Annotated in this window: 12 protein-coding genes and 1 riboswitch; of the genes, 6 read left to right on the top strand and 6 right to left on the bottom strand. The window is 62.2% G+C overall.

Annotated features, from left to right (window positions below; all coding sequences use genetic code 11):
* Positions 1-105 precede the first annotated feature (105 nt).
* The 6 genes from BSG19_RS02315 to BSG19_RS02290 form a co-directional block, all read right to left on the bottom strand.
* A complete protein-coding gene (locus BSG19_RS02315) occupies positions 106-591 on the bottom strand; it encodes a 6,7-dimethyl-8-ribityllumazine synthase (RefSeq protein ID WP_092984451.1) in 486 nt (161 codons plus the stop codon).
* Between the two features lie 89 nt (positions 592-680).
* Positions 681-846, bottom strand: a riboswitch (FMN riboswitch).
* A 73-nt stretch (positions 847-919) separates the two neighbouring features.
* Positions 920-1,981 carry an ABC transporter ATP-binding protein gene (locus BSG19_RS02310; RefSeq protein WP_092984449.1) on the bottom strand — a complete coding sequence of 354 codons (1,062 nt, stop codon included), beginning with the start codon at positions 1,979-1,981 and terminating at the stop codon, positions 920-922.
* A gap of 14 nt (positions 1,982-1,995) precedes the next feature.
* Positions 1,996-2,784, bottom strand: a complete 789-nt coding sequence (locus BSG19_RS02305) for an ABC transporter permease (RefSeq protein ID WP_092984447.1) — start codon at positions 2,782-2,784, stop codon at positions 1,996-1,998.
* A complete protein-coding gene (locus tag BSG19_RS02300; protein WP_244529096.1) occupies positions 2,781-3,674 on the bottom strand; it encodes an ABC transporter permease in 894 nt (297 codons plus the stop codon). The genes BSG19_RS02305 and BSG19_RS02300 overlap by 4 nt, the downstream gene beginning before the upstream one ends.
* A gap of 117 nt (positions 3,675-3,791) precedes the next feature.
* Entirely contained in the window at positions 3,792-4,895 is a 1,104-nt protein-coding gene (locus tag BSG19_RS02295; protein ID WP_092985520.1) for an ABC transporter substrate-binding protein, read from the bottom strand.
* 159 nt (positions 4,896-5,054) lie between these two features.
* Positions 5,055-5,948, bottom strand: coding sequence for a MurR/RpiR family transcriptional regulator (locus tag BSG19_RS02290; protein ID WP_244529061.1), 894 nt, complete (start codon positions 5,946-5,948; stop codon positions 5,055-5,057).
* A 194-nt stretch (positions 5,949-6,142) separates the two neighbouring features.
* On the opposite strand from BSG19_RS02290, the gene BSG19_RS02285 reads away from it, so the two are divergent.
* The 6 genes from BSG19_RS02285 to BSG19_RS02260 all read left to right on the top strand — a co-directional run bounded on the left by BSG19_RS02285 (position 6,143) and on the right by BSG19_RS02260 (position 13,659).
* Positions 6,143-6,910, top strand: a complete 768-nt coding sequence (locus BSG19_RS02285) for an N-formylglutamate amidohydrolase (protein ID WP_092984441.1) — start codon at positions 6,143-6,145, stop codon at positions 6,908-6,910.
* A gap of 216 nt (positions 6,911-7,126) precedes the next feature.
* Positions 7,127-8,710 carry an amino acid permease gene (locus BSG19_RS02280; RefSeq protein ID WP_092984439.1) on the top strand — a complete coding sequence of 528 codons (1,584 nt, stop codon included), beginning with the start codon at positions 7,127-7,129 and terminating at the stop codon, positions 8,708-8,710.
* 89 nt (positions 8,711-8,799) lie between these two features.
* A complete protein-coding gene (locus tag BSG19_RS02275; RefSeq protein WP_092984436.1) occupies positions 8,800-10,164 on the top strand; it encodes a glutamine synthetase family protein in 1,365 nt (454 codons plus the stop codon).
* 87 nt (positions 10,165-10,251) lie between these two features.
* Positions 10,252-11,637, top strand: coding sequence for an aldehyde dehydrogenase family protein (locus tag BSG19_RS02270; RefSeq protein WP_092984434.1), 1,386 nt, complete (start codon positions 10,252-10,254; stop codon positions 11,635-11,637).
* Positions 11,634-12,779, top strand: coding sequence for an iron-containing alcohol dehydrogenase (locus tag BSG19_RS02265; protein WP_092984432.1), 1,146 nt, complete (start codon positions 11,634-11,636; stop codon positions 12,777-12,779). Before BSG19_RS02270 ends, BSG19_RS02265 begins: the two co-directional genes overlap by 4 nt.
* Positions 12,780-12,966: 187 nt before the next feature.
* Positions 12,967-13,659: a ParA family protein gene (locus tag BSG19_RS02260; protein WP_092984430.1), complete on the top strand. Its 693-nt coding sequence runs from the start codon at positions 12,967-12,969 to the stop codon at positions 13,657-13,659.
* Positions 13,660-13,717: the final 58 nt, after the last annotated feature.

Genomic DNA, 13,717 nt, shown 5'->3' with positions numbered 1-13,717 from the left:
CATCGCCTGGGGGCATGTCTCGTCTTCGGTTTTCGGTCGCGTATGTTGCCGTGAAGCAGACCGAGCGACGCCCCGCTGCCATTAAGGCTGCGGGCCATCTTCGTTTCACGCGGCTGCCTGTGCCGGAGCAAGCGCAATCTCGGCGCGTGCTGCCAGCAACTGGCGGGCAGCGTTGGCCGCTTCAGCGCCCTTGATGACGAAGTGATCCGTGAAGAAGCGGATGTGGGCTTCCGACTCCTGGAAGTGATGCGGGGTCAGGACGGCGGAGAGGACGGGAACGCCGGTGTCCAGCGAGACGCGCATCATGCCGTCGAGCACGGTGGAGGCGACGAAATCGTGGCGGTAGATGCCGCCATCGACAACGAATGCTGTGCCGAGGATAGCCGAGAACCGACCGGTCTTTGCCAGTGTCTGGGCATGAAGCGGGATTTCAAGTGCGCCGGGCACATCGAAGATCTCGACATCGGCCGCGTTGCCGCCGAGTTCCTGCCAGCGGGCGGTGAAGGCGTCGACGCACCGGTCCACGATGGCGGCGTGCCAGCGAGCCCGGATGATAGCGATTTTCTGTGAAGGGTGGGAGGCGATGGTCATGCAAGTGGCCTTTCAAGGGTTAGCCGTTCGACGGGATCCCTTGGGCGAACACGCGGACACGACGCGGCCTTGTCGGGCCGTGTCCTGCCGTTTGCTCTCTTTCATCCGGACTATACCGTCGGCTCCGGAGTCACACCGGATCTGCTGACCTTCATTCCAACCGGCAAGCCGCCTGAGACATGAAGCGCTCGCGGGCTCCAGGCATTAACGCCTGTTACCGCCGGTGGGGAATTTCACCCCGCCCTGAGAACGTACGGATGTGACTATAAGCACCTGTGGCAAACCGTCAAATCCGCTTTGTTTCATGCAGGGAGGATTTTGAAGAAAACTATTCCCTGACGATGAGAAGATCGCCCGCGGTAAAGCGCAGCGTCACCGTGTCTCCGATCGCCGGTGGCTTCAGGCCGGGGTTGTTGAACATGTCGAAGGAAATGACACTGTCGGCAATCTTCATGCGGGTGCGGATAACCGAGCCGAGGAAATTGGTGGCGATAACGGTGCCCGTCAGAGCCGTATCTCCCTTCGCGTCGGGCGCAATGGAACCGGCTTCCGGCCGCAGCGCCAGCGAGACCGTGTCGCCGGCCTTTACAGCCCCCAGCGGTTCGCGCAGCGTAATGCTCTGGTCGCCGATGGCGATGCGGTTGGCTGCGGGGTCGATGACCTTGGCGTCGATCAGGTTCAGCGTTCCGACGAAGGAGGCGACGAAGCGGGTCGCCGGTCGATTATAGATCTCGAAAGGCGTGCCGATCTGGTCGGCGCGTCCCGCGTTCATGATGACGATGCGATCGGAGATGGACAGCGCCTCTTCCTGATCGTGCGTGACGAAGACGGTGGTGATGCCCAGCTGCTGCTGGATCATGCGGATCTCCTCACGCAGAGAGACGCGGATCTTCGCGTCCAGCGCCGAGAGAGGCTCGTCGAGAAGGAGAACCTGCGGCTTTGGTGCAAGGGCGCGGGCAAGGGCCACGCGCTGCTGCTGTCCGCCGGACATCTGGTAGGGGTAGCGATCCGCCAGATGCTCGAGGTGGATGAGCGCCAACATTTCCTTCACACGGCTGTCGATATCCGCCTTGGGGGCACCCGCGACCTTCAGGCCGAAGGCGACGTTGTCGCGGACCGTCATGTTGGGGAACAGCGCATAGGCCTGGAAAACCATGCCGATATTGCGCTGGTTGGGCTTCAGCTCGTTCTGGTTCCGGCCATTCATCACGATGGTGCCGGAGGAGGGTGTTTCGAAGCCGGCGATCATTCGCAGAACGGTCGTCTTGCCGCAGCCGGATGGCCCGAGGAAGGAAACGAATTCACCTTTCTCGATCGACATGTCGAAGTCGTGCACGACCTGCGTCTGGCCAAAGGATTTCCGGATGTGGGTCAGGGTAAGAAAGGACATGGAGCCTGTGACCTTTATGCCTTGGCCGGGGCGGACTTGCCAAAGCGCGAAACGAGATTGAGGAGGCCCATGGAGAGCCATGTGATGGAGAAGGCGATTACCGCGAGCGCTGATGGCTCATAGGCCTTGTTGGCGCCGACAAGCTGCAGGTAAGGGCCGAACGCCGGACGGTTGAGGAGTGCCGCCATGGTGAACTCGCCCATGACGATGGCGAGCGTGATGAAGGCTCCGGAGAGGACGCCGCTCATGACGTTCGGAAAGATGCAGCGGAAGAGGATGGTCGACCAGTTGGCGCCAAGGCTCTGCGCCGCCTCCGTCAGCGTGCGGACGTCGATGGCGCGCATGGCGGTGTCGACAGCCTTGTACATGTAGGGCAGCGACAGGGTGATGTAGGAGAACATGAGCAATATGTTCGTGCCCGTCGTCGAGCCGGTGAGCGGGAGGACGGACGACGAATTGTACAAGCGCAGATAGCCGAACACGATGACGATGGCGGGAATGACCAGTGGCAGCAGCGTGATGAACTCGACCACCGGCCGCATCTGCGGCAGGCGCAGGCGCACCCAGTAGGCCGTGGGGACCACCAGCAGCATGCCGAAGACGATGGTCAGCAGCGCCATCATCATGGAATAGCCGAAGGTCTCGCGGAACTGCATGTCCGAAAAGACCGAGCGATAGGCGTCGAAGGAGTATTCGCCCCGGCGCATGCGCAGCGAGAATTCGAAGGTGCCGATCAGCGGAATAACGAAGTAGCTGGCCCCGATGGCCATGGCGATCCAGGCGCCGATGCGGTTCGTCTTCATTTCTGCCACCTCTCCGCGCGCATGCGCAGCATGAGGTAGAGGACGTTGGAGAGGCCGGTGATGACGATCATGCCGAGCGCGATGGCATAGCCGAGGTTCGGATTGTGCAGCACGTCGCCGCGGATCTGCGCGTAGAGCAGGATCGGCACGATGTTGAGCGAACTGCCCGTCAGCGCGTAGGCGGTGGCGATGGCGCCGAAGGCGTTGGCAAACAGCAGCAGCGTTGTGCCGAGCAGGCTGGGCCACAGGATCGGCAGGGCGACCATCGTCCAGTATTGCCGGTTCGTGGCTCCGAGGATCTCGGAAGCCTCGCGCCATTCCTTCTTCATGCCGTCGAGCGCCGGGGTGAGGATCAGCACCATCAGCGGGATCTGGAAGTACATGTAGGTGAGCGTGAGGCCGGTGAAGCTGAGGAGGTTGAAGCCGGTCGAGTAGAGATTGAACCCCCACCAGTCACGCAGGAGCACCGTCGCCAGCCCTGTGCGGCCGAGCGTGGCGAGGAAGGCGAAGGCGAGGGGGACGCCTGCGAAGTTGGAGGCGACGCCGGAAAAGGTGAGAAGCGTCGAACGCACGGAGGCCGGCAGCCCCCCGAGCACGACGGCCCAGGCAAGGAAGAAGCCGATGAACGCGCCACCGAGAGCGGAGGCAAGCGAGATGCGGATCGAGATCCAGTAGGCAGACAGTATCGAGGGCGTGAAAAGATCGGAAATGTTCTTGAGCGTCAGCTGGCCATCCGGCGTGAAGAAGGCACCGACGACGAGGTAGAAGGTCGGAGCCAGCAGGAAGAGCAACGCGAAGAGCATGAACGGCGCGATGCCCAGCCAGTCGATGATCCGGTCCTTGCTGATCGTCGTGACCGATTTCGGTACCGGCGCTGTCACTCTGCTGATCGGGGGGCTGATCGGTGGGCTCATCGGCGAGCTTTCGTTCGGGAGGGCGTATTGGAAGCCTCTCCGCGCATGCGCGGAGAGGCCATGTTTAAGCGATCATATGACCGGAAGAGTGTTTTACTGGACGTTGGCGCCGACGACGCTGTCCCACTTGCCGGTGATCTCGGTCTTGCCGGCAGCCTGTTCGTCAAGCGTCGGGAACACGGCCTTTTCATAGGCAGCGGCCGGCGGAAGCTTGTCGAGCATTTCCTTGGGGATTTTGTTGTTCTTGGCAAGATCGTTGAAGCGGATCGGGTGGCAATAGCCCTTCAGCCAGCCGAGCTGACCTTCGTCGGAATAAAGGTACTCCATCCACAGCTTTGCAGCGTTCGGATGCGGCGCGAAGGCGGAAATGGCCTGTACGTAGACGCCGGCGACAACGCCGCTCGTGGGAACGACGACTTCGACCGGCGGGTTGCCGTTGAGGCTGTCGCGCCAGGAGAGGCCGTTATAGTCCCATGCGACGACGATCGGCGTGGAGCCCTGCGCAAGCGAAGCCGACTTGCCGATGACGGGCACGAGATTGCCGGCTTTGTTGAGTTCGCCGAAGTAGGAGAGGCCAGCGGTGCCGGCTTTCGTCGCGTCCGTTTCGCCAGCGGCGAGACCTGCCGCGTATACAGCCTGAACCGCCTGGTTGGAGGCGCGCGGATCGCCGGCGAGCGCGATGCTGTTGGCGTAGTCAGACTTTTTCAGGTCGGCCCAGTCCTTGGGTACGTCCTTGACGATGTCGGTGTTCACGACGAAGGACAGCACGCCGTAATAGTCGCCGTACCAGAAGCCGTCGGCATCCTTGGCGCTGTCGGGGATCGAGTCCCAGGTGGAGACCTTGTAGGGCTGGATCAGGCCTTCGGCCTTGGCGGACGGGCCGAAGGAGAGGCCGACATCGATCACGTCGGGCGCCTGCGGGCCGGTGTTGCCCTTGTTGGCCTTGATGGCCTCGATCTCGTCGCCCGAACCGGCGTCGGGGTTCAGTTCGTTGACCTCGAGACCATACTTGGCCTTGAAGCCGGCGATGACGTCGCCGTAGCCGCACCAGTTGTGGGGAAGCGCGATGGTGGTCAGCGTGCCTTCCTTCTTGGCGGCAGCGATCAGCTCCGCGCTCGGCTCGGCAGCGGCAAGCGCCGTGGAGGCGACAAGCATCGCCGATGTCAGCGACAGAAGGCGGTGGGTCTTTGACAGCACGAAAGTCTCCTTGGGTTTTTCAGGCCGGGGTTTCCGGCCCGGTGGATCAAGCTGATAGAGCGGCGTCATGAAGCTTCTATGACAGACGCGGTGGACGGTTTCAGGCTTCTTTGCCCGGCTCAGAAATGTATCGAGGGTTTTCTTGCGGGGGTTCCGGCTTCATCCCTTTCTCTCTTGAAAAGGCTTGCGAAACAGCGGTGTCGTGTCGAACAGGCTCTCCAGCGCCTTCATCCGGTCGCGGGTCTCCGCCCAGATCGAGCTCTGGACCGCTTCGATCAGCGCCTCCACGGTAAAAAGGGTCACCACCGAGCTGTCCCAGGCGGAGGGAGCCTCGATATGAACGCGGAAGACTTTGGCTGCAGATTTTGCCACGGGCGAGGACCACTGATCCGTGAAAAGGATGATCTCGGCACCGCGGGAACGCGCAGCCTTCGCCAGGGTTTCAAGCTCCTGCTCGTAACGGCGGATATCGAACACGACCAGCACGTCGCCCTTCTTCATGTCGAGCACATAGTGCGGCCATGGGCTTGAGCCGGATGCGATCAGCGTCACGCCGGCTCGAATGACCTGAAGATGCGTGAACACATAATCTGCGAGCGTGCGGGTGATGCGGCCGCCGATCAGGTAGATGCGCCGGCGGGGATCGGCGATGAGCGCGGCCGCGCCATCGAAATCCTGCGTTTCCATCTGGGCCAGGGTGGACCTGAGATTGTTGATGGTGGCGTCGGCGAAACGGTTGAGAATATGGGTGCCCGGCGCATTCGCCGCCCAGCGGTCGTGCTTGCTGATCGGGTTGGAGATCGTCGCTTCCAGCTCCTGATGCAGTCGCGCCTGGAAATCCGGAAAGCCGCGAAAACCGAGCTTCTGCACCATGCGCGCAACGGTCGGCGTTGAGACGCCGGCGTTTTCGGCAACGGTCGTGATGCTGCCGAGCCCGGAAACGGGATAGTTGTCGAGCAACGTCTCCGCCAGCTGCTTCTCCGCCCGCGTCAAAGCGGTGAAGTTCGCGGCGATCACGTCCGACACCGTCTTGTGTGTTTCGGTGCTGATCAAGATATTCCCCTGAGACCGATCTTCGCCGGCCTTTATCGGAGTAAACATCGCTGTCACAATCGGAGTCAATGGGGTGGAGGCAATGAGATGCGTGAAGAGATCTTTTCAGTTCGCAATTGACAGATTCGGCTTTGTGAAGAATTCTCTTCAGTATCGGGCTCGCCATGACGGCGGGATCAGCCACGGAGCGGGGTGTGGGTGCTCTTCTGACTGTCGAGGATGGCGCGCCCGTCGCGCTGGAGAATGCGGAGGCGAGCTCCCGCATTCTTCTCGTCTGCGAGCACGCCTCAAGCCGGCTGCCGGAAAGAATGGGCACGCTGGGGCTTTCCGCGCAGGCGCTGGACAGCCATATCGCCTGGGATCCGGGAGCGCTCGCCGTTTGCCGGCTTCTCATGGGGTCGCTCGACGCGACTCTGATCTACCAGCGCTTTTCCCGTCTCGTTTATGATTGCAACCGGCCGCCGGATTCGCCGAGCGCCATGCCGGCCGTCAGCGAGGTCTTCGATATTCCGGGCAATGCGGCGCTTTCGGCGGCCGAGCGGCTGGCGCGGACGGAAGCGATCTACAGTCCTTTCCGCAAGTGCCTGTCCGATCTCATCAAGACGCGGGTTGCAAACCGCCGCCCGCCGGTTATCGTCACTATGCACTCGTTCACGCCGGTCTGGCACGGCCAGCAGCGTGAAGTAGAGATTGGTATCCTGCACGATAGAGACAGTCGGCTCGCCGATGCGCTTCTCGCGGATACAGCTGAGGACGAAACTTTCGTCACGCGTCGCAACGAGCCGTATGGGCCGCAGGACGGAGTGACGCATACGCTGATCGAGCACGGTATTCACCACGGCCTGCTCAACGTCATGATCGAGATCCGAAACGATCTCATCGCAAGCAAAGACGGCCAGAGGGTCCTGGCCGGCTATATCGGGGATCATCTGGGGAAAGCCCTGATGCGCCTCGAATCATAAAAAGACCCGGGGGAGCGGCATGTCCGCGGAGACCGTTTCCGCCCCGTTGGCGGGAGCACTGGCACGACTGCGTGAAGACCTCGAAACGAACCTGAAAAACGGGGCACACACGCAGCACGATCAAGCGTTGCAGCGTTCGCGCGCCATCACGGTTGCGCACCGCTGCACCGGCATCCGGCAATACCGCCCGGCGCCGAGCGTTCAGAGGGGAAAATCATGTCCGACTATAGCGATGTCGACAAGCATGCGGACCTGCAGGTCCTTCATTCCATGGGTTACGCGCAGGAACTCGAGCGACGCATGAGCTCGTTCTCGAATTTCGCTGTCTCGTTCTCGATCATCTGCATTCTTTCCGGCGGCATCAATTCGCTGGCGCAGGCAACGGCCGGGGCAGGCGGGGCCGCCATCGGCATCGGCTGGCCGATCGGCTGCTTCGTGTCCTTCGTCTTCGCCATGGCGATGGCCCAGATTTCCTCGGCCTATCCCACGGCCGGCGGCCTCTATCACTGGGGCTCTATTCTCGGGAACCGCTTTACCGGCTGGCTGACCGCCTGGTTCAATCTGCTCGGGCTCGTCACCGTGCTCGGCGCCATCAATGTGGGCACCTATTATTTCTTCATGGGCACCTTCGGCACGCCGTATTTCGGGCTGGAGGACACGACCACGTTCCGCATCCTGTTCCTCGTGGTCATCACCGGCCTGCAGGCGCTCGTGAATCACATGGGCATCGGGCTGACGGCGAAGCTCACGGACTTCTCCGGCTACCTGATCTTCGTCACGGCCATCCTGCTGTCGCTGGCCTGCCTGATCGCCGCCGATAGCTACGATATCGCCCGCCTCTTCACCTTCTCCAACTTCTCGGGCGCTGCCGGCGGCAATGTCTGGCCGGAAACATCGTCCACCTGGGTGTTCCTGCTCGGCCTGCTGCTGCCGATCTACACGATCACCGGCTATGATGCGTCCGCCCACACATCGGAAGAGACCGTCAAGGCGGCGACATCCGTGCCGCGCGGCATGATTTCGTCGGTGCTCTGGTCGGCGCTTTTCGGCTACATCATGCTGTGCTCTTTCGTGCTGATGATCCCGGCGCAGGCACCACTGGCCGACGGCACGGTCGCAGACGGCATGACGGCTGCAGCAGCCCAGGGCTGGAACGTGTTCTTCTGGTCGATGGATACGCAGATGAACCCCATCGTCAAGGACGTGCTCTATCTCGCGATCCTTCTTTGCCAGTGGCTCTGCGGCCTTGCGACGGTGACCTCGGTTTCCCGCATGATCTTCGCTTTCTCGCGCGACGGCGGTCTGCCGGCGTCGAAGGCTCTGGCCAAGGTCAGCCCGAAGTTCCGCACGCCGGTCTCTGCCATCTGGACCGGTTCGATACTGTCGGTGCTCTTCGTCTGGGGCTCGTCGCTGATCACCATCGGCGAGACGCCGGTCTACACCATCGTCGTGTCCTGCACGGTCATCTTCCTGTTCTTCTCCTTCGCCATTCCGATCACGCTCGGCCTCTTTGCCTGGGGGACATCGAAGTGGCCGGCACAGGGACCGTGGAACCTGGGAGAAGGCGTCTTCAAGCTCTTCGCCGGGCTTACGGTTGTTGCAATGATCCTGATCTTCGTTCTCGGCGTGCAGCCGCCGAACGGACCGGCACTCTACGTCACCGTCGGCTTCCTCGTTCTTACCGGCGTGATCTGGTTCGGCTTCGAAAAGCGCCGCTTCCGTGGCCCGCCGATCGGCGAAGAGGTCAAGCGCCGTGCCGCCGAGATCGCCGCGGCCGAAAAGGCCGTTGGACAGGAGTAACACGCCTTGCAACGCGAGGCGGCACCCGAAGAGGGTGCCGCCGATCATAGCCCAAGCTGCCTCATGACACTTGCAGACAGGACGCCCTGATGACCTATTTGTTCGAAGAGCTGAAGACCGACGTTGCCGAAGGCCGTATCGACACGGTCCTTGCCTGCCAGATCGACATGCAGGGGCGGCTGATGGGGAAGCGCTTTCAGGCCGAATATTTCGTCGAAAGCGCGTTCGAGGAAACACATAGCTGCAACTATCTGCTGGCCACCGACCTCGAAATGGAGACGGTGACCGGATACGCGTCCACGAGCTGGGAGTCCGGCTATGGCGATTATACGATGAAGCCGGATCTCGGCACTCTTCGCCGGATTCCCTGGCTCGACGGCACGGCGCTCGTGCTCTGCGACGTGCTCGATCACCACACGCATCAGGAGGTCCCGCATTCGCCGCGTGCCATCCTCAAGCGGCAGGTGAAGCGGCTGGAAGCCATGGGGCTGAAGGCCTTCATGGCAAGCGAACTCGAATTCTTCCTGTTCGACCAGACCTACGACCACGCCCGCGAAAGCGGCTATCGCGATCTGAAGCTCGCCAGCGGCTATAACGAGGACTACCACATCTTCCAGACCACCAAGGAAGAGGACGTGATGCGGGCGATCCGGAAGGGGTTGCAGGGCGCGGGCATTCCTGTCGAGAACTCCAAGGGTGAGGCCTCGGCGGGCCAGGAAGAGATCAATGTCCGCTATGCAGAAGCGCTCGACATGGCCGATCGGCATGTGATCATCAAGAACGGCTGCAAGGAGATTGCCTGGTCCAAGGGCAAGGCGATTACGTTCCTGGCGAAGTGGCACATGAATGCCGCCGGCTCCTCCTCTCACATTCACCAGTCGCTCTGGAGCCTCGACGGCAAGACGTCGCACTTCTTCGACAGTCAGGGCGAATACGGGATGTCGGAGACGATGCGGCACTATATCGCCGGTCTGCTGACCCATGCGGGCGAGATCACCTATTTCCTTGCGCCTTACATCAATTCCTACAAGCGGTTCATGGCCGGCACGTTTGCACCTACCAAGGCCGTCTGGTCGAAGGACAACCGAACGGCCGGCTATCGCCTTTGCGGCGAGGGCACGAAGGGCATCCGCATCGAATGCCGCGTTGGCGGCTCGGACCTCAATCCCTACCTCGCCATGGCGGCGCTGCTGGCGGCGGGCATTGCCGGCATCGAAGGCAAGCTGGAACTGGAGGCGCCCTTTGCGGGTGACGCCTATTCCGGGAAGGACATCCGCGAGATCCCGAAGACGTTGCGGCACGCGACGGACCTCATGACGAACTCGGCCATGCTGCGTCAGGCTTTCGGCGACGACGTGATCGACCATTATACCCGTGCTGGCACCTGGGAGCAGGAGGAATACGATCGCCGCGTGACGGACTGGGAGGTAGCGCGTGGTTTCGAGCGGGCCTGATTGCAAAACCTGTCGGGGTGCGGCATGCCACATCGTCCCACCGCGTCAAGACGATGGCCTGCGGGCCGCCTGCCTTTGGAGTTGAGAATGACGATGATCCAATGCATTTCGCCGGTCGACGGCTCGGTCTATGCCGAACGCGAGGCCATGCCCTATGAAGCGGCTGCCGATGCCGTGGCGCGTGCGCGCAAGGCACAGAAATCCTGGGCCAGGCGGCCGCTTGAGGAGCGGGTCCAACTGGTACTGAAGGGTGTCACGCGGCTGAACGAGATGGTGGCGGACGTGGTGCCGGAGCTTGCCTGGCAGATGGGCCGGCCGGTGAAGTATGGCGGCGAGTTCCGTGGCTTCAACGAGCGCTCGAACTATGTCGCCTCGATTGCGGCCGACGCGATGAAGCCCATGGTGATCGAGGAGAGCGACCGTTTCGAGCGCCGGATCGTGCGCGAACCGCACGGCGTCGTCTTCGTGATCGCGCCCTGGAACTACCCCTATATGACGGCGATCAACACGATCGCGCCGGCCCTGATGGCGGGCAATGTCGTTATCATCAAGCATGCGAGCCAGACGCTGCTCGTCGGCGAACGCATGGTGCGCGCGTTCACGGAGGCCGGCATGCCGGAGGACGTGTTCCAGAACCTGTTCCTCGACCACGAGACGAGCGCCCGGCTGATTGCCGCGAAGAGTTTCGATTTCGTCAACTTCACCGGCTCTGTCGAAGGCGGACGGTCGATCGAGCGTGCGGCGGCCGGCACCTTCACCGGTCTCGGTCTTGAGCTCGGCGGCAAGGACCCCGGCTACGTCATGGAGGATGCCGATCTGGATGCGGCCGTGGACACGCTGATGGACGGCGCGACCTATAATTCCGGCCAGTGCTGCTGCGGCATCGAGCGCATCTACGTCCACGAGAGTCTCTACGACGATTTCGTCGAGAAATCTGTCGCATGGGTGTCGAACTACAAGCTCGGCAATCCGCTCGATCCGGAAACGACGCTGGGGCCGATGGCCAACAAACGCTTTGCCGCCGTGGTGCGGGCGCAGGTCGCCGATGCCATCTCGAAGGGCGCCCGAGCGACGATCGACCCGAAGCTGTTTCCGGCCGATGACGGCGGTGCCTATCTCGCGCCGCAGATCCTCGTCGATGTCGATCATTCCATGGAATTCATGACGGAGGAAACCTTCGGCCCTGCCGTCGGCATCATGAAAGTGAAGAGCGATGCCCAAGCCCTCGCGCTGATGAACGACTGCAAATACGGGCTGACGGCCTCGCTCTGGACGCAGGACCCCGAACGGGCTGCCGCCATTGGCGCCGAGATCGAAACGGGTACCGTGTTCATGAACCGGGCCGACTACCTCGATCCCGCACTCTGCTGGACCGGCGTCAAGGAAACCGGCCGCGGCGGTTCGCTCTCCATCTTCGGCTTCCACAATCTGACCCGGCCGAAATCCTACCATTTGAAGAAAGTCACGGCATGACCATTACCGCTAACTGGAGCTACCCGACCGCCATCAAGTTCGGCGCGGGGCGCATCAAGGAACTGGCCGAGCACTGCAAGGCCGTGGGCATGAAGCGGCCATTGCTGGTGACGGACCGTGGCCTTGCGCCGATGGCCATCACGCAGAACGCGCTGGACATTCTGGAGGCTGCCGGCCTCGGTCGCGCGATCTTCGCGGATGTCGATCCCAATCCGAACGATGTAAACCTCGAAGCTGGCGTGAAGGCCTTTCACGATGGCGGTCATGATGGTGTCGTGGCGTTCGGCGGTGGTTCCGGGCTGGACCTCGGCAAGGCTGTCGCCTTCATGGCCGGACAGACGCGGCCGGTCTGGGATTTCGAGGATGTCGGCGACTGGTGGACGCGCGCGTCCCTGCCGGGCATTGCGCCGATCATTGCTGTGCCTACCACGGCCGGCACCGGCTCGGAGGTCGGCCGCGCCAGCGTTATCACCGATCACAGGACGCACACCAAGAAGGTCATCTTCCACCCGAAGTTCCTGCCGGCCGTGACGATCTGCGATCCGGAACTGACCGTCGGCATGCCGCAGGTGATTACGGCGGGCACCGGCATGGATGCCTTCGCCCATTGCCTGGAGGCCTACTCCTCACCGTTCTATCACCCGATGTCGCAGGGTATCGCGCTCGAAGGTATGCGGCTCGTCAAGGATTACCTGCCGCGCGCCTTCACCGACGGACAGGATATCGAGGCGCGTGCGAACATGATGAGTGCCGCCGCCATGGGCGCCGTTGCCTTTCAGAAGGGTCTCGGCGCCATTCACGCGCTGTCGCATCCCGTCGGCGCGATCTACAACACCCATCATGGCATGACCAATGCGGTCGTCATGCCGGCGGTGCTCCGCTTCAATCGGCCTGCTATCGAGGAAAAGATCGCGCGAGCGGCCGCCTATCTCGACATTTCCGGCGGGTTCGATGGCTTTACCGACTATGTGCTCGCGCTGCGAACGAGCCTTGGCGTTCCCGATGCGCTCTCCGGTCTCGGCGTCGGCACGGACCAGATCGACCGCATGGCCGAAATGGCGATCGTCGATCCCACAGCCGGCGGCAATCCTGTCGCGCTGACGCTCGATGCAGCGCGGGCGCTGTTTATCGAAACGATCTGACCCACGCATCTCCACCTGACGCGGGTCTCCATCGAAGCTCGCGTCAGGCTGTCTCTCATTGGTTCTCGTATGGCGTGTTAACACTTCGTTAACCACGATTTGAAAGGTTCGGTTAACCACAGCAGCTTCAGGGGCTGGAGCTGTTTGCGGGGCCAAACCGGGGCTTTGCATCCCCAACGAGGTTTCCATGCCAGTCATCACATTCGCCAACACCAAAGGCGGCGCGGGCAAGACCACCGCAGCACTCATTCTCGCAACCGAACTGGCGCGCGCCGGCAACCGTGTGACGGTGCTCGATGCTGACCCGCAGCGCTGGATTTCGACGTGGCACGACATTTCGGGTCGCGTGCCGAACATCGACGTCATCTCGGAAATCACGATGGCGTCGATCCAGGGCCACATCATCGAGAACCGTCGCAGCACCGATTATTTCGTCATCGATCTCGCCGGTGCGCGCAACAGCCTGCTGGCAACCGCGATCGGCCTTTCGGACCACGTTCTCATCCCCATTCAGGGCTGTTCCATGGATGCCAAGGGCGGCGCGCAGGTTCTGGAGCTGCTGGCCCAGCTGCAGAAGCAGGCCGGTGTGCGCATCGATCATTCCGTGGTTCTGACACGTGTCAGCTCGCTGGTGACAACGCGGGCGCTTCAGGTCGTGAAGGGGCTTCTGGCCAGCCGCAACGTGCGCGTTCTGGAAACGCCGATCATCGAGCGCGCGGCTTTCCGCGATGTGTTCGATTGCGGCGGTACGCTGCAGACCATGGATCCGGCTCGCGTCAGCAATCTCGATAAGGCGCGTGAAAATGCACGTGTCTTTGCCGAGGAGGTTCGACGCCTCGTGCCGCTCCACGTCACCCGCGCCTTCCGCCGCGCGGCCTGATCTACGTCCGGGGACGCGACCTGACCGGTGTTGCGTCCCCGGAGAGATGATCCCTTTT

It is taken from the genome of Rhizobium sp. NFR03, from assembly GCF_900111275.1.
Lineage (GTDB): Bacteria > Pseudomonadota > Alphaproteobacteria > Rhizobiales > Rhizobiaceae > Ferranicluibacter.
The sequence above is the reverse complement of the archived record's forward strand: the minus strand, read 5'-3'. Positions and strand labels throughout refer to the sequence as shown.